General features: G+C 62.3%; 20 protein-coding genes. 14 read left to right on the top strand and 6 right to left on the bottom strand.

What is annotated here, in order from left to right:
- Positions 1-111: 111 nt before the first annotated feature.
- The 3 genes from argJ to PspR32_RS21165 all read left to right on the top strand — a co-directional run bounded on the left by argJ (position 112) and on the right by PspR32_RS21165 (position 2,999).
- Complete coding sequence (gene argJ, locus PspR32_RS21175) at positions 112-1,329, top strand: bifunctional glutamate N-acetyltransferase/amino-acid acetyltransferase ArgJ (protein WP_036996784.1); 1,218 nt, start codon at positions 112-114, stop codon at positions 1,327-1,329.
- Positions 1,330-1,425: 96 nt separating this feature from the next.
- Positions 1,426-2,058, top strand: coding sequence for a glutathione S-transferase (locus tag PspR32_RS21170; protein ID WP_159389124.1), 633 nt, complete (start codon positions 1,426-1,428; stop codon positions 2,056-2,058).
- A complete protein-coding gene (locus PspR32_RS21165) occupies positions 2,055-2,999 on the top strand; it encodes a Nudix family hydrolase (protein WP_010220802.1) in 945 nt (314 codons plus the stop codon). The genes PspR32_RS21170 and PspR32_RS21165 overlap by 4 nt, the downstream gene beginning before the upstream one ends.
- A 72-nt stretch (positions 3,000-3,071) precedes the next feature.
- On the opposite strand, the gene PspR32_RS21160 is transcribed toward PspR32_RS21165, so the two are convergent.
- Genes PspR32_RS21160 through PspR32_RS21150 form a run of 3 tightly spaced genes read right to left on the bottom strand, consistent with a single transcriptional unit; the run spans position 3,072 to position 6,616 of the window.
- The gene (locus PspR32_RS21160) at positions 3,072-3,632 is read right to left on the bottom strand and encodes a cob(I)yrinic acid a,c-diamide adenosyltransferase (RefSeq protein ID WP_010220803.1); all 561 of its coding nucleotides are present in this window, start codon (positions 3,630-3,632) and stop codon (positions 3,072-3,074) included.
- 2 nt (positions 3,633-3,634) lie between these two features.
- On the bottom strand, positions 3,635-5,647 hold the full coding sequence (locus tag PspR32_RS21155; RefSeq protein ID WP_010220804.1) for a sensor histidine kinase: 2,013 nt from the start codon (positions 5,645-5,647) through the stop codon (positions 3,635-3,637).
- A gap of 51 nt (positions 5,648-5,698) precedes the next feature.
- Positions 5,699-6,616 carry a putative 2-dehydropantoate 2-reductase gene (locus PspR32_RS21150; protein ID WP_010220806.1) on the bottom strand — a complete coding sequence of 306 codons (918 nt, stop codon included), beginning with the start codon at positions 6,614-6,616 and terminating at the stop codon, positions 5,699-5,701.
- A gap of 113 nt (positions 6,617-6,729) precedes the next feature.
- On the opposite strand from PspR32_RS21150, the gene PspR32_RS21145 reads away from it, so the two are divergent.
- From PspR32_RS21145 to PspR32_RS21135, 3 genes are all read left to right on the top strand, one after another.
- On the top strand, positions 6,730-7,215 hold the full coding sequence (locus tag PspR32_RS21145; protein WP_010220808.1) for a YajQ family cyclic di-GMP-binding protein: 486 nt from the start codon (positions 6,730-6,732) through the stop codon (positions 7,213-7,215).
- A gap of 116 nt (positions 7,216-7,331) precedes the next feature.
- Entirely contained in the window at positions 7,332-8,174 is an 843-nt protein-coding gene (locus PspR32_RS21140; protein ID WP_010220809.1) for a mechanosensitive ion channel family protein, read from the top strand.
- Positions 8,175-8,328: 154 nt separating this feature from the next.
- Positions 8,329-9,591 carry an MFS transporter gene (locus PspR32_RS21135; protein WP_036996779.1) on the top strand — a complete coding sequence of 421 codons (1,263 nt, stop codon included), beginning with the start codon at positions 8,329-8,331 and terminating at the stop codon, positions 9,589-9,591.
- 12 nt (positions 9,592-9,603) lie between these two features.
- Here the strand turns inward: PspR32_RS21135 and PspR32_RS21130 are convergent, their stop codons facing one another.
- Complete coding sequence (locus PspR32_RS21130; protein ID WP_010220811.1) at positions 9,604-11,145, bottom strand: AmpG family muropeptide MFS transporter; 1,542 nt, start codon at positions 11,143-11,145, stop codon at positions 9,604-9,606.
- Positions 11,146-11,188: 43 nt separating this feature from the next.
- Positions 11,189-11,542, bottom strand: a complete 354-nt coding sequence (locus tag PspR32_RS21125) for an MGMT family protein (RefSeq protein ID WP_026001181.1) — start codon at positions 11,540-11,542, stop codon at positions 11,189-11,191.
- A gap of 152 nt (positions 11,543-11,694) precedes the next feature.
- Here PspR32_RS21125 and PspR32_RS21120 point away from each other — a divergent pair, with 152 nt between their 5' ends.
- The 5 genes from PspR32_RS21120 to groL all read left to right on the top strand — a co-directional run bounded on the left by PspR32_RS21120 (position 11,695) and on the right by groL (position 16,363).
- Positions 11,695-12,702, top strand: a complete 1,008-nt coding sequence (locus PspR32_RS21120) for a DUF481 domain-containing protein (protein WP_010220813.1) — start codon at positions 11,695-11,697, stop codon at positions 12,700-12,702.
- A gap of 110 nt (positions 12,703-12,812) precedes the next feature.
- Positions 12,813-13,544, top strand: coding sequence for a HugZ family pyridoxamine 5'-phosphate oxidase (locus tag PspR32_RS21115; RefSeq protein WP_010220814.1), 732 nt, complete (start codon positions 12,813-12,815; stop codon positions 13,542-13,544).
- Positions 13,545-13,608: 64 nt separating this feature from the next.
- Positions 13,609-14,112, top strand: coding sequence for an FxsA family protein (locus tag PspR32_RS21110; protein WP_159389123.1), 504 nt, complete (start codon positions 13,609-13,611; stop codon positions 14,110-14,112).
- Between the two features lie 257 nt (positions 14,113-14,369).
- Entirely contained in the window at positions 14,370-14,663 is a 294-nt protein-coding gene (locus PspR32_RS21105) for a co-chaperone GroES (RefSeq protein WP_010220816.1), read from the top strand.
- Positions 14,664-14,710: 47 nt separating this feature from the next.
- Positions 14,711-16,363 (top strand): chaperonin GroEL, encoded by a 1,653-nt coding sequence (gene groL, locus PspR32_RS21100; protein ID WP_010220817.1) that lies wholly within the window; start codon positions 14,711-14,713, stop codon positions 16,361-16,363.
- Positions 16,364-16,525: 162 nt separating this feature from the next.
- Here the strand turns inward: groL and PspR32_RS21095 are convergent, their stop codons facing one another.
- Complete coding sequence (locus PspR32_RS21095) at positions 16,526-17,260, bottom strand: phosphatase PAP2 family protein (protein WP_010220818.1); 735 nt, start codon at positions 17,258-17,260, stop codon at positions 16,526-16,528.
- 188 nt (positions 17,261-17,448) lie between these two features.
- Between PspR32_RS21095 and colR the strand changes: the two genes are divergently transcribed.
- From colR to PspR32_RS21080, 3 genes are all read left to right on the top strand, one after another.
- On the top strand, positions 17,449-18,132 hold the full coding sequence (gene colR / locus PspR32_RS21090; RefSeq protein WP_100782556.1) for a two-component system response regulator ColR: 684 nt from the start codon (positions 17,449-17,451) through the stop codon (positions 18,130-18,132).
- The gene (locus PspR32_RS21085; protein ID WP_010220820.1) at positions 18,122-19,420 is read left to right on the top strand and encodes a sensor histidine kinase; all 1,299 of its coding nucleotides are present in this window, start codon (positions 18,122-18,124) and stop codon (positions 19,418-19,420) included. The genes colR and PspR32_RS21085 overlap by 11 nt, the downstream gene beginning before the upstream one ends.
- A gap of 136 nt (positions 19,421-19,556) precedes the next feature.
- Positions 19,557-20,237, top strand: coding sequence for a class I SAM-dependent methyltransferase (locus PspR32_RS21080; RefSeq protein WP_036996775.1), 681 nt, complete (start codon positions 19,557-19,559; stop codon positions 20,235-20,237).
- Positions 20,238-20,243: the final 6 nt, after the last annotated feature.

Genomic DNA, 20,243 nt, shown 5'->3' with positions numbered 1-20,243 from the left:
ACCCCGCTGACATCTGAACACCGCGCCGCGACTGGTCCTGACCGTCGCGGCGTTGTTCCATCTCAAGCGCCGGTTATCTTGATCCGACGCATTTTTTCTAGGAGCGCTTTCATGGCTGTTGGTCTTGGTCCTTTGCCAACGTTGCACCCGGTTCCAGGTTTTGAACTCGGCATTGCCTCTGCGGGCATCAAGCGCCCTGGGCGCAAGGACGTGGTGGTAATGCGCTGCGCCGAAGGCTCCAGCGTTGCCGGCGTGTTCACCCTGAACGCTTTCTGCGCCGCCCCGGTGATCCTCGCCAAGCAGCGCGTGCAGGGCAGCGTGCGCTACCTGCTGACCAACACTGGCAATGCCAACGCCGGCACCGGTGCCCCGGGCCTGGCCGCGGCCGAGCGCACCTGCGCGAAGCTCGCCGAGCTGACCGGCGTTGACGCCAGTGCCGTGCTGCCGTTTTCCACCGGTGTGATCGGTGAGCCACTGCCGGTCGAGAAGATCGAAGGCGCCCTGCAGGCAGCCCTTGATGACCTGTCGGAAAACAACTGGGCCGCTGCCGCCACCGGCATCATGACCACCGATACTCTGCCCAAAGGTGCCAGCCGTCAGTTCCAGCATGACGGCGTGACCATTACCGTCACCGGTATCAGCAAGGGTGCGGGGATGATCCGCCCGAACATGGCGACCATGCTCGGCTATATCGCCACCGACGCCAAGGTGGCCCCGGCGGTGCTCAAGGACCTGATCCTCGACGGCGCCAACAAGTCGTTCAACCGCATCACCATCGACGGCGATACCTCGACCAACGACTGCTGCATGCTGATTGCCACCGGCAAGGCCGATGTCGCCGAAGTCACCGAAGCCAGCGGCCCATTGTTCGACGCGCTGAAAAAGGCCGTGTTCGAAGTGTGCATGGAGGTGGCCCAGGCCATCGTCCGTGACGGCGAAGGCGCGACCAAGTTCGTCACTGTTGAAGTCAACGGCGGCGGCAACCCCCAGGAGTGCCTGGACGTCGGCTATGCCGTGGCCCACTCGCCGCTGATCAAGACCGCCCTGTTCGCCTCCGACCCGAACTGGGGCCGTATCCTTGCCGCCGTCGGCCGTGCCGGCGTGCCGGACCTGGACGTCAGCCTGATCGACGTTTACCTGGGTGATGTGTGCATCGCCAGCAAGGGCGGGCGCAGCGCCAGCTACACCGAAGCCCAGGGTTCGGCAGTCATGGCCAAGGAAGAGATCACCATCCGTATCGAGCTGGGCCGTGGCCAGTGCAGCGAAACCATCTGGACCACTGACCTGTCCCACGAGTACGTGAAAATCAACGCCGAATACCGTACCTGACCGACTGCAATACCGGCTCCCACAATGCCTGTGGGAGCTGGCTTGCCAGCGATAAGGTCCGCAGGACCTTTTCTCCACTCCATCTGGAGCCGAACCATGAGCTATCACCTGATCATCGGCGACAAGCTGTATTCCTCCTGGTCGCTGCGCGCCGCCCTGGCCCTTGAGCTGGCCGGTGTTTCCTATGAAGAAACCCTGATCAAACTCAACCAGCCCGATACCCGCCAGCGTCTGCTCGAGCATTCGCCCACCGCCAAGGTGCCACTGCTCAAGAGCGAGCATGGCGTGATCGCCGACTCCCTGGCGATCGCCGAGTACCTGACAGAGCGTCACCCCGAAGCCAATCTCTGGCCAACCGACATCGCTGCCCGGGCCCAGGCCCGTTCGGCCTGCGCGCAGATGCACAGCGGTTTTTTTGCCCTGCGCGGCAACATGCCGTTCGATCTGTCCCGGGATCAAGCGCTGGAAACCGTGCCGCTGGACGTACAAGTCGATATCGACCGTATCGTCGCGCTCTGGTCCGAATGCCGCCTGGCAGCCAAAGAGGCTGGCCCGTACCTGTTCGGCAGGGTGAGCCTGGCCGACGCCTTCTTCGCCCCGGTCGCGGTGCGCTTGCGCACCTACCGGGTTGAAGTGCCGGCGGAAGCGGCGGCCTATATCGAAACCATCTACCAATGGCCAGCCTTCCAGGCCTGGCAAAAGGCCGGCTTGGCGGAGCGTGAAGGGTGAAGCGTGTGCATGTAGCCGCTGCGGTCATTCGCGGCAGCGACGGGCGTATTCTGATTGCCCGCCGCGCTGACAGCCAGCATCAGGGCGGGCTGTGGGAGTTTCCGGGTGGCAAGGTCGAAGACGGCGAAGCGGTCGAGCTGGCCCTGGCGCGTGAGCTGCAGGAAGAGCTGGGCATCGTCGTCACTGCGGCGCGTCCGCTGATCAAGGTCAAGCATGATTATCCGGACAAGCAAGTGCTGCTGGATGTCTGGGAGGTCAACGGCTTTACCGGCGAGCCCCATGGCGCCGAAGGCCAGCCCCTGGCCTGGGTGACCGCGCGGGAACTGCCGCAGTACGACTTCCCCGAGGCCAACCAGCCGATCGTTGCCGCTGCGCGCTTGCCGGCTGAATACCTGATCACCCCCGAGGGCCTGGAAGTCCCGCAGATGCTGCGTGGCATTCAGAAGGCCATTGCCGGTGGAATCAAACTGGTACAACTGCGTGCACCGAACATGTACGACCCCAAGTACCGCGATGTGGCGGTGGATGCGGTGGGGCTGTGTGCGGGCAAGGCGCAGTTGATGCTCAAGGGCCCGCTGGAGTGGCTGGGAGACTTCCCGGCGGCCGGTTGGCACCTGACCTCCGAGCAGTTGCGCAAGTACGCCAGCAACGGCCGGCCGTTCCCCAAGGAACGCTGGCTGGCGGCGTCCTGCCATAACGCTGAAGAGCTGGCGTTGGCCGAGCAGATGGGCGTGGACTTCGTCACCCTGTCGCCGGTGCAGGCAACCCAGACTCATCCGCACGCCGTGCCGTTGGGGTGGGAGCAGGCGCAGCAACTGATCGAGGGTTTCAGCAAGCCGGTGTATTTGCTCGGTGGCGTGGGTGCTGCCGAGCGCGACAAGGCCTGGCTGCATGGGGCCCAGGGTGTGGCGGGGATCCGCGCGTTCTGGCCTGAGCTCTGAACTGATCGCGGGGCTAGCCCGCTCCTACAGGATCGCCACCTGTAGGAGCGGGCTTGACCCGCGATGAGGCCCTCAGGGTTTGGCCGCAGCCTGCCACAGCACCTCGGCAACGCCCTGGCGCCGTGCAATCAACCGCGCCGCGACAAACAGCAAATCCGACAACCGATTGATGTACGCCAGGCCGACCCCGGCCAATGGCTCGACACTGTTCAACTGCTGGCAACGCCGCTCGGCGCTGCGCGCCAGGCTGCGGCACACATGGGCCTGGGCAATCAGCGCGGAACCACTGGGCAGGATGAAGTTCTCCAGTGGACCCAGCTCTTCGTTCCAACGGTCGATTGCCGCTTCCAGGCGTTCCACTTCAGCGTTGTTCAGCGCCTGATAAGCAGGCATCGCCAGTTCCCCGCCCAGATCGAACAGCCGGTGCTGACAAGGCGCCAACACTTCACTGAGCTCATCCAGCCCCTGCTCGGTCAACCCGGCCAGCAACACACCCAGCTGGCTGTTGAGGCTGTCCACCTCGCCAATGGCTTCGATCCGTGGGTGGTCCTTGGGCACGCGGCGGCCATCGCCCAGACCGGTTTCACCTTTGTCGCCGGTGCGGGTGTAGATCTTCGACAATCGAAAACCCATGCTCATGACTCCGTTTTGGTGGGGGCAAGCGGCAGGCGCAAGGTGAAGCAGGTACCCTGGCCGGGTGCCGATTGCACCTCCATCTGCCCCTTGTGGTTGTTGGTGATGATGAAGTACGACACCGACAGGCCCAGGCCTGTGCCCTGGCCGATTTCCTTGGTGGTGAAGAACGGCTCGAAGGTACGTTTGCGCACCGTTTCGGGCATGCCGATGCCGTTGTCCTCGACCTGGATTTCTGCCCACGGCGGATTGAGCCGGGTGCGCAGGGTGATACGCCCGGGTTCGCTGTCGTCCGGGCGCAGGTGAATGGCCTGGGCGGCGTTTTTCAGCAGGTTGAGCAGCACCTGTTCCAGTTCGTTGGCGGTGCACGGCACCGGGCCCAGGTTGGGGTCGAACTGGCGGACGATGGCCTGGCCCTTGAAGTCGAAACCGATGGTCAGGTCGAAGTCGTTGCCGGCGATTTCCACCGCCTGGTCGATCAGCGCCGGCAGGTCGCAAGGCGCCAACTGGCGGTTGCTGCGGCGGCTGAAGCTGAGCATGTGGGTAACGATCTTCGCGGCGCGGGCACCGGCCTGCTGGATGCCGTCGAGCAACTGCGGCACTTCGCGGTTTTCCAGGTAGCGGTTGACGGAGGGCAGGTCAATGCCGATTTCGTCGGCTTGTTCGATGTTCTTGGCCAGGTCCGGCGACAGCCGCCGGCGGATGTTCTGCACGTTATGCAGGATGGCGCCGAGGGGATTGTTGATTTCGTGAGCCATGCCGGCTGCCAGGCCGCCGACTGAAAGCATTTTTTCCGACTGAACCATCATTTCTTCCAGCGACAGCCGCTGGGTGATGTCGTCGATGCGGATCACCACGCCACGGCCACCGCCGCCCATCAGCGGGTAGAAGGTCAGGGCGTAATGGCGGGCGTCGTCGTCCTTGGTCCAGGTCACCCGTTCGATCTTCGCCACCTGGTGCTTCTCGACGCTCTCCTTGAGCTGCGGGAGGAACGGCTTGAGCGGTTCGAAGGCGAGGAATATCGGCTGGTTCAGCGCTTCATCCAGCGGCGTACCGGAGAGCGCGCTGGCTTCCTGGTTCCATTGGGTGACGTAGAGCTGTTCGTCGAGGGCGATCAACGCCGAGGGCATGGAGTCGATGATGCTGTTGAGGTAATTCTGAAAGCCGGTGAGTTTTTTCTCGATCTTGCTGCGTACCTGGACTTCCAGCTCCAGCTTGCGGTTGGTGTGGCGGGTTTCTTCGGCCAGGCCCTGGGCTTGGTCGTAGGCTTCCTGGAACTCGTCGCGGGTGCGTTTGAGCTGCTGCTCGCGGGCTTCGATACGCGAAAGCATGGTGTTGAAGGCGTCGGCCAGGCTGCCAATTTCATCGTCGTTGCCGCGTTTGGCACGCAGGGCGTAGTTTTCTTCGCGGGTGACCTGGCGCGAAAGTTCTTCAAGCTGGTAGATCGGTTGGGTGATCAGGCGTTTGATCTGCCGGGCGATGATCATCCACAGCAGGATACTGAACACCAGGATGCCCAGGCTGGCGGTCAGAGTGCCGGTGTAGAAGGCCATCGGCAACTCGCTGCTGGCCACCAGCAACAGGTGCCCGGGCGGGCCGCCAGCGCGTGGCAGGTTCACCAGTTGGGTGCTGCGAAACTCGGTCAGGCGCCAGTTTTCGATAGCGCGGTAGCGTTTGGGCAGTGGCAGCTGCTCGCCATGCTGCAACTGCGCCAGCAACTTGCCGTCGCTGCCGTACAGGGCGGCGGCCCGCAGCGGGGTGTAGCTGTCGAGTTCCTTGAGCAGGGTCTTGGCGGCCTCCGGCGAATCGCTGGCCTGCTGCGCCAGTTGCGGGTTGGACACCAGCCGGCCAATGGTCTGCAGGGCTTGCGGGGCCATGCTCTCCTGGGAGATCCAGTAGGCGGCGCTGATAAAGGTCAGGTTGGCCACCAGCAGGATGGTGATCAACAGCACCAGCAGGGCGGCCAGCAACTTCTGGCCGACCGGCAGGTTCTCCAGGCGTTCGCGCAAGGTCATGTGAAAGGCGTAATCCCGGTTTGTAAGTGAAAGGGCAGGGTAGCGCCGTGCTCAGTCGCTGGGCAATCCGCGCGTGTCCAGGTGTTCGACCAGGCGCCGGTACAGCCGTTCCAGGTGCGGCAACTGCCGACCGTGGCGGCTGGCGGTGCGGCAGGCATGGCCGAGCAGGTAATGGATTTCGGTGCGCCGGCCGTGGCGAACATCCTGGTACATGGAAGAGTAGTTGGCCGCCGTCGCCTGGATCACCCGTTCGACTTCATCGACCAGGCCCTCGGCGGCTTCGGGCTGACCGCAGTATTGCAGCAGCTCGGCGAGTTCGGTGCACAGGGTGGCGACTTCGCAGTGATGTGCCTGCAGACCGCCATTGCGGCAGTCATGCAGTACGGTCAGCGGGTTGATCGCGCAGTTGAGCGCCAGCTTGCGCCACAGCCGGGTCAGGATGTCCGGGGTCCACTGGTGAGGAATGCCGGCGTCGCTCAGATCGTCGAGCCAGTCCGGGGCACCCGGGTTGGCCGGATCACCCAGCCAGTTGAAGCCGTGGCCGGCGAAATTCACCTGCCAGTCCTGTTCGCGAAACGCCCCTTCGGTGCTGGAGGCGAATACGCAACGGGCGTGGGGCACGCGATTGGCCACCGCTTCCTGGCTGCCGAGGCCGTTTTGCAGCAGGATCAGCTCGGCGTCCCGGGCCAGGCGCGGCGCCAGGTGCGCCACCGCCTGTTCGGCGTCATAGGCCTTGCACGCCACCAGCAAGCGATGGATCGGCGTGTTGTCGTCGGCCAGCTGCGCGGGAATCGCCTGCAACTGCGTCTTGCCGTGTTCGATCAGGGTCAGGCCGCCAGCGGCCTCATAGGCCTGCAAGCGCGCCGCATCGCGCAGGATCAGCCGCACCGGTTTGCCCGCACGGGCCAGCCGACAGGCCCAGAGGCTGCCCAGACTGCCGGCGCCGAGAATATGCCAGGTGCTGCTCATCAGCGTTTCGCAACCGTTATAATGATCCGGTATTTTAACCGTCAAACCCTGCGCGCTCCATCGCGCTCTTTCAGCAGAGCCGCGAGGGTGCCGTTATTTTTTGGAGAAAAGGTATGCCGTCGTTCGACGTGGTATCGGAACTGGACAAGCACGAAGTCACCAACGCCGTGGAAAACGCGGTCAAAGAGCTGGATCGTCGCTATGACCTCAAGGGCAAGGGCAGCTTCGAGTTCAAGGAAAAGGAACTGACCGTCAACCTCACCGCCGAAGCTGAATTCCAGCTCGAGGCGATGATCGACATCCTCAAGCTGGCCCTGGTCAAGCGCAAGATCGACGTGCAGTGCCTGGAAGTGAAGGACGCCTTCGCCTCGGGCAAGGTCATGAAGCAGGAAGCAGTGCTCAAAGAGGGCATCGATAAAGAGCTGGCGAAGAAAATCGTTGCTCACATCAAGGATGCCAAGCTCAAGGTCCAGGCCGCGATCCAGGGCGAGCAGGTACGCGTCACCGGCAAGAAGCGCGACGATCTGCAAGAGGCGATCGCCGCCCTGCGCGCCAAAGAGTTCGGCATGCCCCTGCAGTTCAACAATTTCCGCGACTGAAGTCACGGAGCCCGGAACCTTGGCGCCTTTTTGGCGTCCGAGGGCCGAGGCGCCGCTGAATCGTTTGCGGCAGGTCTTTTTCAGCTTTTTGCCGCTCGGCATCAGGAGAGTACACGATGGATTTAAACGCTGAGGTCGACCAGCTGGTCAAGGCTTCGCAAACCTGGCTACCGATGATCATGGAATACGGCAGCCGCCTGTTGCTGGCGCTGCTGACCCTGGCCATCGGCTGGTGGGTAATCAACAAGGTCACCTACCGCCTGGGCAAATTGCTGGCCCTGCGCAATGCCGACCTGGCCTTGCAGGGTTTTATCAGCAGCCTGGCCAACATCATTCTGAAGATCCTGCTGATTGTCAGCGTGGCCTCGATGATCGGCATCGAGACCACCTCGTTCGTCGCGGCCATCGGTGCCGCGGGCCTGGCTATCGGCCTGGCCCTGCAGGGCAGCCTGGCCAACTTCGCTGGCGGCGTGCTGATCCTGCTGTTCCGCCCGTTCCGCATTGGCGACTGGATCGAAGCCCAGGGTGTGGCGGGTACCGTCGACAGCATCCAGATCTTCCATACCGTGCTGCGTACCGGCGACAACAAGACCGTGATCCTGCCCAACGGCAGCCTGTCCAACGGCATCATTACCAACACCAACCGCCAGCCGACGCGCAAGGTGGTGTTCGATGTTGGCGTCGACTACGACGCCGACCTGCAAAAGGCCCGCAACGTGTTGCTGGAACTGGCCCAGGACCCGCGGGTACACCAGGACCCGGCACCCCAGGCCGTGGTTTCGACCCTGGGCGACAGCTCGATCACCGTCTCGCTGCGTATCTGGGTCAACACTGCCGACTACTGGGACGTGCTGTTCATGCTCAACGAGCATGCCCGTGACCGCCTCAAGGCCGAAGGCATCGACATTCCCTTTCCGCAGCGGGTGATCCGCGTGGTGCAGGAAGCGGCGGTGCAGTAAACCTTTCGCGGGGCAAGCCCGCTCCTACCAGGTGGGAGCGGGCTTGCCCCGCGATGCTTTCAGCAGCCATTACACTTGTTCACTTCTTCGCGCTATCTGCGCCCGGTGCATTCTGGCATATAGGCTGGCTTACTTTTGTTTGCCCGGTCTTATCATGCTTACCCCCCTGATCAACATCACGCCTTTGCGGGCGTTTTGTTTCGCCATGACCCTGGCGCTGTTCGAGCTGCTCACCTACCTCGCCAGTGACGTGGTGATGCCGGCCATGCCGGTGGTGGTCGGTGACCTGAACGCCAGCCCCGAATTCATTCCCCACGCCTTGAACCTGTACCTGCTCGGTGGCGTGCTGTTGCAATGGCTGATCGGCCCACTGGCCGACCGCTATGGCCGTCGGCCGATGCTGCTGGGCGGCTGCGCGTTCTTCTGCCTGGCCTGCATCGCCACCTTCTGGGTGCAGAGCATCGAGTTGTTCAACCTGCTGCGGCTGCTCCAGGGGATCGGCCTGGGCTTTGTGGTAACGGTCAGCTACCCGGCGCTCAACGAGGCGTTCAGCGAGGCCGATGCGGTGCGAATGATGGCTTTGCTGGCCAACATCGCCTTGCTGTCGCCACTGCTCGGCCCGCTGGTCGGTACCCTGCTGCTGGAGTGGGTGTCCTGGCGCTGGCTGTTCGTGCTGTTTGGCACGGCGGCGGTGTTGGCCTGGTTCGCCCTGTACCGGTTCATGCCGGAAACCCTCGGCGTCGAGCGCCGCGACGGCTCGCGCCTCGCGTTCCAGCCGATCCACCTGCTGCCGTTGCTGGCGGGGTATGGGCAACTGTTGGCCAACCGCCGCTTTGTTGCCGGCAGTGCTGCGCTGGGTCTGGTCGGCCTGCCGCTGATCGGCTGGATCGGGCTGTCGCCGGTGCTTTTGATCCATGACGAGGGCCTGAGCACTTTCGATTACGCCCTGTGGCAGTTGCCGGTGTTTGGCGGCCTGATCCTCGGCAACCTGATCATCAACCGGATTGCCGACCGTCATGCGCTCACCGCCTTGGTGCGCCTGGCGTTGTGGCCATTCCTGATCGGTTTGCTGGGCATGATGCTCGGCACCTGGCTGCTCCCTTCGGTACTGAGCCTGGTGATCGGCATGTCGGTGTATGCGCTGGGCCTGGGTATCGCCAACGCCGTGCTATACCGCATGACGCTGTTCTCCAGCGAACAGAGCAAGGGCCTGGTGTCGGCGATGCTGGGGATGATCACCATTGCCCTGCTGGGCCTTGGTGGGGCGTTGCTGGCGATGCTCGGCGCTGGCGCCAGCCTGTTGCACTTCGCCTTGGCGGCAGGCGCGGCGGGGATTCTGGCGCTGTGGCCGCTGTGGGTCGTTCTGAGCGCTTGCAGTCGCTTGCCAGAGGCTATCCCGGAGTCAATCCGGCAATAGCCTCAGCGCGGTTCAGGGGCGCTCTGCAGCGGCGTTTTCGACGGGCTCCTGCTTGCCCCGCTCCTGGTGCCACTGCAGGGCAATCAGAATCAGGGTCGGCACGCCGAGCAGGGCGGTGATCAGGAAGAAGTCGTGATAACCGAACTTCTCGACCATCACCCCCGAGTAGCCGCCGATCAGCCGCGGCAACAGCAGCATGATCGAACTGAGCAGGGCGTACTGAGTGGCCGAGAACTTCAGGTTGGTCAGGCTCGACAGGTAGGCGACGAACGCCGAAGTGGCCAGGCCTGAGCTGAAGTTGTCCAGCGAGATGGTCACGATCAGCATCTGCAGGTTGGCGCCCATGTCGGCGAGCATCAGGAACAGGATGTTGGTCGCCGCCGAAGCCACGCCGCCGATGAACAGGATCGGCAGAATGCCGAAGCGCACGATCAGCAGGCCACCAAAACCGGCACCCACCAGGGTCATGATCAGGCCGAAGATCTTGCTGACACTGGCGATCTGGTCCTTGGTAAAGCCCTGGTCGATGTAGAACACGTTAGCCATCACGCCCATCACCGTGTCGGACATCCGGTAGGTGGCGATCAGCCCGAGCAGCAGCAGGGCCTGCCAGCGATAGCGGGTGATGAAATCGTTGACCGGCGTGAGGACCGGCGCCAGCCCGCGCCGGCCCATGGACGACAGGCACAGGGCGGTGAGGGTGATGTAGAGGATCGCGCGCAGGAAGGCGCGGTCTTCGAGCAGCAGGTCGAGCAGGCTCACGCCTTCGAACAGCACGCTGGCGAAATCGGTGTTGTACAGCTGGGTGAAGGTCGCCGGTACCGATACCAGCAGGATGATCAGCACGAACACCGACGCCAGCTGGTGGGCCAGGCCATAGCGCGCCGCCGACAGCTGGGTGCGCAGCGGCACGGGTGGTTCGCGCATCAACAGGGTGGTGATGACCGCTGGCAGCATCATCACGCCGAACAGCACGTAGGTGCCGGTCCAGGCTTTGTGCAGGTAGCTGAAGCCGGTGGAGCCGAAGCCTTCGGCGAAGAACAGCGCACCGGCAGTGGCCAGCAGCGCAGCAACCCGGTAGCCGGCCATGTAACTGGCGGCAAGGGCGGCCTGGCGCTGGTCGTCGGCGATTTCCAGGCGGTAGGCATCGACGGCGATGTCCTGGGTAGCCGAAGCAAAGGCCACCAGCACCGCCAGGGCGATCAGCCACGACAGATGTTTTTGCGGGTCGCAAAAGCCCATGCCGACCAGGCCGATGACCACCAGGACTTGCGACAGCACCAGCCAGGAACGGCGGCGTCCGAGTTTGCCAAGCAGCGGCAGGCGCCATTGGTCGAGCAGCGGCGACCACACCCACTTGAAGGCATACGCTAGGCCGATCAGGCTGGCATAACCGATGGTTTCACGGGCCACGCCGGCTTCGCGCAGCCAGACCGACAGGGTCGAAAACACCAGCATGTAAGGCAAGCCGGCGGCAAAGCCGAGCAACAACAGCACCAGTGTCGACGGGCTGGCATAGGCAGCGAGCGCAGCGCGCCAGGTTTTACGGGGCATGGGCCAACATCTGCCTCAAGTTTGCGAAAACAAAGCGCGCACTCTAACCGCTGTGCTCCATCGGGCGCCAGCCATGGCGCAGCATATCCACACGATTATTGTGCAAGGTGATGCCTTCTGCGCGCAGTCGCGCACGCTGTTCGTCGCCCGAAGGGGTGCCCAGCGCCAGGCTCAAGCGCCCGCCGGCGCCCAGTACCCTGTGCCAGGGGAGCTGGGTGTCGCTGGGCAACTGGCTGAGGGTACGCCCGACCCAGCGCGCTGCGCGACCAAGACCGGCCAGTTGCGCGAGCTCGCCGTAGCTGATCACCTTGCCCTCGGGCACCTGGCCAAGCACCAGATAGAGTGCCATTCGTCGGGCTTCGGCGCTTTCGGTCGGATCGCCAGGCATCCCGTTCATCGCGGGATGCGCCCATGCCGTGCGAGGAGCACCGGGTCGTGCGGGCAAATAAGAATTGAACTCATCGACATGGGGCAGGTCAGTCCTTGCTCTGATGGCGGGTATCTGGATAATGCCCGACTTTTTTCGCGAACCCGAGTCCGTTGCTGCTTATGTTTTCTAGAGCCCTGCTGTGCGTTGCCCTCGCCGCTGCCTGTTCCCCCGCCCTTGCGGACACCGTGTGGATGAAAAACGGTGACAGGCTCAGTGGCAAGATCAAGGTCTTCGATGGCGGCAAACTGTTGCTCGAAACACCGTACGGCGGCTCCATCGCCCTGGACTGGAAACAGGTCAAGACCCTGGAAAGCGACCAGGAGCTGCTGGTCAAGCAGGATGCCTACAGTGGTGAGAAGGCCAAGTCGCTGCACGCGGCGGACGCAGGCCAGGTGACGTTGGCCAATGGCGAGACGCCCAAGACCGTCGAGCTTGCCAGCATCCAGCAGATCATGAAGCCAAAGCCGGTGGTCGAGGACCTGTCGTGGAAGGGTAACGTCGACCTGGCCATGGACTACAAGCGCGCCGAAACCGACAGCGACGACTATGACATCGACTTCAAGACCACCGCACGCCACGGCCGCTGGCGGCACCAGGCCGAAGGCGAATACAACCGCGAGAGCAAGAACGACGTCACCACCACCAACAACTGGAGCGGCGAATACGCGCTGGACCGCTTCATCACCGAGAAGTGGTTCTGGCAGGGTCGTCTGGAATACAAGCGCGATCATATCGAAGACCTCGCTCGCCAGCGCACCGTGGGTACCGGCCCGGGTTACCAGTTCTGGGACAATGAACTGGGCGCGTTCTCCCTCGGTTCGCTGCTCAACCGTACCGACTATGAATACGCTGACGGCGGCAAGGACAACTTCTATTCCTTGGCCATGAAGTGGGACTACAACCGCTACCTGATCGGCAAGCGCGTCGAGTTTTTCACCAACGGCGAAGTCGGCAAGCCTCTGGGCGGCGTCGCCGAGTACGCCCTGGATGCCGAAGTCGGTCTGCGCTACAAGGTCACCGAGTGGGCCTCGCTCAACCTCAAGGCCGAGAAGGACATCATCAGTGGTACCCGTGACAGCGACCTGGACAAGACCCGCTATACCGCAGGTTTCGGCGTCGCCTGGTAAGCACGCTGGCAACCCTGAGCGATAATGATTATTTTGTCGGTTAACTAGCCTGACCGTGTGCTCGTGCACACGGCCAGCATTACGAGGTTTATCCAGCGGGGAGTCATACAGTGAGCGCTAAAGCCGCAACACAGGCACGGGAGCTGCTGCTCAAGGAATACCGCGGGGTGCTGTCGACCCATTCCAAGTCAATGCCGGGGTTTCCCTTCGGTTCGGTGGTGCCGTACTGCCTGGATGCCGACGGTAACCCACTGATCCTGATCAGCCGTATTGCCCAGCACACCCACAACCTGCAAAAGGATCCCAAGTGCTCGCTGCTGGTGGGGGAGCGTGACGCTGAAGATGTCCAGGCAGTGGGGCGCCTGACCGTGCTGGCCGAGGCGCACCAGCTGGTTGCGCCCGAAGCGGTCGAAGCCGCTGCCGAGCGTTACTACCGTTATTTTCCCGAATCGGCCAATTATCACGCCGCCCACGATTTCGACTTCTGGGTGCTCAAGCCGGTGCGCCATCGCTACATCGGTGGCTTCGGCGCGATTCACTGGATCGATCACCTGACCCTGGCCAACCCTTTTGCCGGCAAGGCCGAACAGAGCATGATCGAGCACATGAACAGCGATCATGCCAACGCCATCGAGCACTACGTCCAGCTCAGCGGCCTGCCTCAGGGCACGGCGGCGCAGATGGTCGGCATCGACAGCGAAGGCATGCACCTGCGCATTGGCCAGGCGCTGTACTGGTTGCCGTTCGCGGCGCCTTGCAATACGCCGATACAAGTACGCGAAGCCCTGGTTTTTCTGGCCCGCGCTGATCAATGGCCGCAGCGGGAAACCGCCGAGGCTTGAAATGGCGATGGATCGCATCCATTAAAGGTCTACTGCAAGGACATCTTGCGCAGAGGAACCGTTGATGCGTGCTTTTCTATTGCTGTTACTGATTTTTCCGGTGCTGGAGCTGTATGTGTTTTACAGGGTCAGCGTCGCGATCGGCTTTTTTCCGGCGCTGTTGCTGATCATTGCCGGCTCCGCCCTGGGCGTGCTGGTGGTGCGGGTGGCAGGGCTTGCCACCGCCCTGCGTGCCCGCGAGAGCCTGCAGCGTGGCGAATTGCCCGCTGAAGACATGTTCCATGGCCTGATGCTGGCGCTCGGTGGCGGCCTGCTGCTGTTGCCGGGCTTTGTCAGTGATGTGATCGGCCTGGTCTGCCTGCTGCCGTTCACCCGCCGCCTGCTCGGGCGCAAGATGCGTGAGCGCGCCGAGGCCCAGGCCATGCGCCAGCGGGCGTTTGGCGATGACCCGTTCATGGCGCGTCCAGGCCAGCCTGGGCGTGGCCATCAGCCCACCGTGATCGAAGGTGAAGTGGTGGGGCGTACCGACCCTGATCAGCCTAACCTGCGGGGTCCGCGCGATCTTTGATGGTTATCCATGCGTTGCCAACGGCCCCTTTCGGGGCCGTTTTGCTTTATCGGATGGCCGTTGCTAAAAAAATTCATCAGCAAGCCTTGTAATTGCCCTTGGCGACCTCATGTATGGGTCACCGCAAGGTTTCTGGTGATTTGCACCAGACATTACATGTGTGGTCCGCCCTGCGGGCTACGAGCGGCTACGCCGCAAGCATCAACCCGCCGGTGTCGATACCGGCCGATGAAAACCACAATTAGGAGAGATCGACAATGAAGCTTCGTCCTCTGCATGACCGCGTCGTTATCCGTCGCAGCGAAGAAGAATCGAAAACCGCTGGCGGTATCGTTCTGCCAGGTTCGGCCGCTGAAAAACCTAACCGTGGCGAAGTCGTCGCTGTAGGTGCCGGCCGCACTCTGGACAACGGTGAAGTGCGTGCGCTGGCCGTGAAAGTGGGTGACAAGGTGGTTTTCGGCCCTTACTCGGGCAGCAACACTGTGAAAGTTGACGGCGAAGACCTGCTGGTGATGGCTGAGAACGAGATTCTCGCTGTCATCGAAGGCTGATTCCGCTGGTTTCCCGTTACTCCAAAGTATTCAAGGATTAAACGATCATGGCTGCTAAAGACGTAAAATTCGGCGACTCCGCCCGTAAGAAAATGCTCGTTGGTGTCAATGTTCTGGCTGACGCTGTAAAAGCTACCCTGGGCCCGAAAGGCCGTAACGTTGTTCTGGCCAAGAGCTTCGGCGCTCCGACCATCACCAAAGACGGTGTTTCGGTTGCCAAAGAAATCGAGCTCAAAGACGCCTTCGAAAACATGGGCGCCCAGCTGCTCAAAGACGTTGCCTCCAAGGCCAACGACGAAGCTGGTGACGGCACCACCACCGCAACCGTTCTGGCTCAGGCCATCGTCAGCGAAGGCCTGAAAGCCGTTGCTGCCGGCATGAACCCGATGGATCTGAAGCGTGGTATCGACAAGGCCACCATCGCCATCGTCAAAGAGCTGAAGTCCCTGTCCAAGCCATGCGCCGACTCCAAGGCCATCGCTCAGGTCGGTACCATCTCGGCCAACTCCGACAACTCCATCGGTGACATCATCGCCGAAGCCATGGAAAAAGTCGGTAAAGAAGGCGTGATCACCGTCGAAGAAGGCTCGGGCCTGGAAAACGAACTGTCGGTCGTGGAAGGCATGCAGTTCGACCGTGGCTACCTGTCCCCTTACTTCGTCAACAAGCCAGACACCATGGTCGCCGAGCTGGATGGCCCGCTGCTGCTGCTGGTTGACAAGAAAATCTCCAACATCCGTGAACTGCTGCCAGTTCTGGAAGCCGTTGCCAAGGCCGGCCGTCCGCTGCTGATCGTGGCTGAAGACGTTGAAGGCGAAGCGCTGGCTACCCTGGTAGTCAACAACATGCGCGGCATCGTCAAGGTTGCTGCGGTCAAGGCCCCTGGCTTCGGTGACCGTCGCAAGGCCATGCTGCAGGACATCGCCGTCCTGACCGGCGGTACCGTGATCTCCGAAGAAATCGGCCTGAGCCTGGAGTCCGCTACCCTGGAGCACCTGGGTAACGCCAAGCGTGTGACCCTGTCCAAGGAAAACACCATCATCGTCGACGGCGCTGGTGTACAAGGCGACATCGAAGCGCGCATCGCCCAGATCCGCACTCAAGTTACCGAGACTTCCTCGGACTACGACCGTGAAAAACTGCAAGAGCGTCTGGCCAAGCTGGCTGGCGGTGTTGCCGTGATCAAGGTCGGTGCTGGCACCGAAGTCGAAATGAAAGAGAAGAAAGCCCGCGTTGAAGACGCCCTGCACGCTACCCGTGCAGCCGTTGAAGAAGGCGTGGTGCCTGGCGGTGGTGTTGCCCTGGTTCGCGCTCTGCAAGCGATTGCCGAGCTCAAAGGCGACAACGAAGACCAGAACGTCGGTATCCAGCTGCTGCGTCGCGCTGTTGAAGCGCCGCTGCGCCAGATTGTTGCCAACGCCGGCGACGAGCCAAGCGTGGTGGTCGACAAGGTCAAGCAAGGTTCCGGCAACTTCGGTTACAACGCTGCTACCGGCGAGTACGGCGACATGATCGAAATGGGCATCCTCGACCCTGCCAAGGTAACCCGTTCGGCCCTGCAAGCTGCAGCTTCGATCGGTGGTCTGATGATCACTACCGAAGCCATGGTTGCTGACGCTCCAGCTGAAGCTGGTGCTGGCGGCGGCATGCCAGACATGGGCGGCATGGGTGGTATGGGCGGCATGGGCGGCATGATGTAAGCCAGCCTGGCCCGCTTGATAAAAAGCCCCGCCTAGTGCGGGGCTTTTTTTTGCCTGAATTCTGGGGTTGCTGTGCAACCCATCACCGGCAAGACCGGCTCCCACAGGGATCTGTATGTGGGAGCTGGCTTGCCAGCGATGCAGTCACCGCGCAGGCCGGTCTTACGAGGACGGCACGGTAACCGCAGCCTTGTGCTTCAATTCAACCGGCCGGCGATACAGCACCCAGTAATAACACCCAAGGCTGATCAGCCAGCAGAACACCGCCGTCCACACGTTGTGTGAAAAAAAGTGCGCGCCCTGCAGCATGCGCCCCACTGAAAACAGCGTGCCCAGGCCAAAGGCGAACACCAGCGCTGCCTTGGCTAGGCGTGGACGCCGGTCGCGCAAGACAAAAAACAGGGCAAACAGGGTAAAGCCGGTCGCCGCATGGCCACCCGGCCAGCAGCGTCCGGGCTTATCGGTGGCCGGGCGCGGGCTGAGCAGCTCGCTGTAGGTCTCCTTGCCGCCAAATTCGCTCAGGCTCCAGGGGCACTGCACCGCCGTCACGGCTTTGACCGGCGTGACAAAACTGGTCGACAGCCCCATGGCCAGGACCAGGCAGCCCAGCTCCCGACGCCAACTGAACAGGCGTGTCCAGAAGAAACTCGCGGCGAAGGCGACAACCGCCAGCAAGCCGAGGACGATCACCGCCTGTTTGGCCCGGTCATGCAGGATATCTTCGAGAAAGTAGCTGTGCCGGCCGATGAACTGCCCCGCCACCGGGTCGAACGCCAGCTTGGCCAGGTCCATGTCCAGTGAGGTCAGCTCCAGCAGGATCAATATCACCGCGGTGACGGCGGGGATGCCCAGGGCAATCCAGAAATTCAGCGGACGGGAGTAGGCAGGTAGTGACATGGCAAGTCCAGGCAGGTCAAAGGGGCAGTCCGACCGCCAATTTTCGGCTAGCCGCCATCGCCTGTCCGTGAAGGCTCGGTGAAAAAAACGTTAACCTGCAATAAAGTCGCGCCGACCTAGCCGAGCGCTGCTGATGGCCGTAAGCTGCGCCTGCCAAGCAGGCAAAAGCGCCGGACGGGAGACACCCCATGCGAATTCTACTGGTTGAAGACAACCGCGATATCCTCGCCAACCTGGCCGACTACCTGGGCCTGAAGGGTTACACGGTGGACTGTGCCCAGGACGGTCTCTCCGGCCTGCACCTGGCTGCCACCGAACACTACGACCTGATCGTGCTCGACATCATGTTGCCAGGCATCGACGGCTATACCCTGTGCAAGCGCCTGCGCGAAGACGCCCGGCGCGACACCCCGGTGATCATGCTCACCGCCCGTGATCAGCTGGACGATCGCCTGCAGGGCTTCCGCTCCGGCGCTGACGACTACCTGCTCAAACCGTTTGCCCTGTCGGAGCTTGCCGCGCGCATCGAAGCGGTGCTGCGTCGCGCCCAGGGCGGTGGTCGGCGTACCCTGCAGGTCAGTGACCTGGTCTACGACCTCGACACGCTGGAAGTCAGCCGCGAGGGCAAATTGCTCAAGCTCAACCCGGTCGGCCTGAAGCTGCTGGCGGTGCTGATGCAGAAGAGCCCGCATGTGCTGCGCCGCGAAGTACTCGAAGAGGCGCTGTGGGGCGACGATTGTCCGGACAGCGACAGCTTGCGCAGCCACGTTCACCAACTGCGCCAGGTCATCGACAAACCGTTTGAAAAACCCCTGCTGCATACCGTCCACGGCGTCGGCTATCGCTTGGCCGAGGGCCGTGATGGAGTTTAAACAAAGCCTTGCCCAGCGGATCATCATTGCCTTTGCCCTGATGAGTGCGATGGTGGCCGGGGCCTTCGCCTTCGGCATTGTCGCTACGGTCCACCTGGTTGAAGAACGCTTGATCTCCGCCGTGCTGGGCGGCGACCTGCAACGTTTGCTGCGCATGGACAGCGTCAGCGACTGGAGCCACCGGCCGCGGCCGGACCAGCTGTTCTATTTCAGCGGCGGGCGTGATGACTTCGAGCTGCCCAAGGATTTGCGTCACCTTGACCGTGGCTTTCATGAAGTGTTTCGTGAAGATCTGTCCTACCACGCGATGGTCGAAATCGTCGATGGCCGTCGCTACGTGCTGTTGCAGGACCAGAGTGATTTCGAAGAGCGCGAGCGAGTGCTGTTCGCGGTGGTCGTGGTCGGCTTTGTCCTGAGCCTGGCGCTGGCGGTATTCCTCGGCTGGGTCCTGGCCCGGCGGGTGATGGCACCGGTGATTCGCCTGGCCCGCCAGGTGCGCCACCGTGATCAACTGCTGGGCCTGGCGCCGCCCTTGGCGCCCGATTACGCTGCGGATGAAGTCGGTCAGCTGGCCGTGGCGTTCGACGATACCCTGGGGCGTCTGCGCGATGCCCTGACCCGTGAGCGCCTGTTTACCAGTGATGTCAGCCATGAGCTGCGCACGCCGTTGATGGTGCTGGCCAGCTCCTGTGAGCTGTTGCTGGTCAACCCCAACATCGACACCCGCGCCCGATCCCAGGTCGAGCGTATCGCCCGGGCCACCGAAGAGATGCAGGAGTTGGTGAAGACCTTCCTGATGCTCGCCCGTGCCCAGCGTGACGAAGGCGCGGTCGCCTCGCAGGCGAGCATGAAAGAGGTGGCCGATGACCTGATTGGCGTCTGGCGCGATACCATCGAGCAGAAAGGCCTGACATTGCTGTACGACGCCAAGGCCGCAACCCCGACCTTGTACAACGCCACCTTTCTTCAGGCGGTCATGGGCAACCTGCTGCGCAATGCGGCGCACTACACCGATCAGGGCTTTATTCGCCTGACGCTGGAACCGGCGGGGTTCCTGGTCGAAGACAGTGGTGTAGGGATTCCCGAAGAGCAGCGTGAAGCCATGTTCCGGCCGTTTGTGCGCGGCGATGAAAAGCGTGGCGAGGGCCTGGGCTTGGGCTTGTCACTGGTGCAGCGGATTTGTGACGACCAGGGCTGGAGCGTCAGCCTGACCGCCATGGTGCCCCATGGCTGCCGCTTTCACGTAGACCTGAGCCTGGCACTGCAAAGGCCGACTGACCTCGAATAGGGCCATTGGCCAGCCGTGAAAGTTTGTAATTAGTTGAAACTTTTGTCGTGACAACTAACGAATTTTTCACATCAGCATGACCTGACGCCAACGCTTGCCAGCCTAAGGTGGGCACATTGGAGTCAGGAGATGCACAATGCGTAGCCCTATCAAACTCGAGTTTTCGGATAAGTACGACCAGCAGCACGCCCAGGAATACTTCCTCAAGCACCAGGACGGCCTGGCGCGCCGGATGTCCCACCAGCGTGACGAGCAACTGGCCCGTCGCGCCCTGGCCCTGGCTGGCGAACCGGGGCTGGTGCTCGACTTGCCGTGCGGTGCCGGGCGCTTCTGGCCGTTGCTGGCGGAAAAGCCCAACCGGGTGATCATTGGTGCCGACAATTCCGAAGCCATGCTCGAAACCGCGCGGGCCTCGCAGCCGGCTGCGGTGGTGGCACGGGTACGTACCTTGCAGACCTCCGCATTCGCCATCGATTTACCGGACAACTCGGTCGACAGTATTTTTTGCATGCGGCTGATGCACCACATCGGCGATGCGGCCCATCGCAAAACATTACTCTCTGAATTTCAACGGGTTACCCGCGACAGCGTGATCGTCTCGCTGTGGGTGGATGGCAATTTCAAAGCCTGGCGGCGCAAAAAGCTCGAGCAGCGGCGTTACGTCGAAAAAGGGCAGGGCAGTTACCAGAATCGTTTTGTGTTACCTGTTGCCACGGTTGAAAAGGAATTTGAAGCCGCAGGTTTCCGCATTCAGGAACGATTGGACTTTTTACCGTTCTACGCCATGTGGCGAGTCTATCTTTTGCGTAAGGGGTAAGCGGGG

Origin of the sequence: Pseudomonas sp. R32 (assembly GCF_009866705.1) — a bacterium.
Classification (GTDB): domain Bacteria; phylum Pseudomonadota; class Gammaproteobacteria; order Pseudomonadales; family Pseudomonadaceae; genus Aquipseudomonas; species Aquipseudomonas donghuensis.
This window is presented reverse-complemented; position numbering and strand designations above follow the sequence as displayed.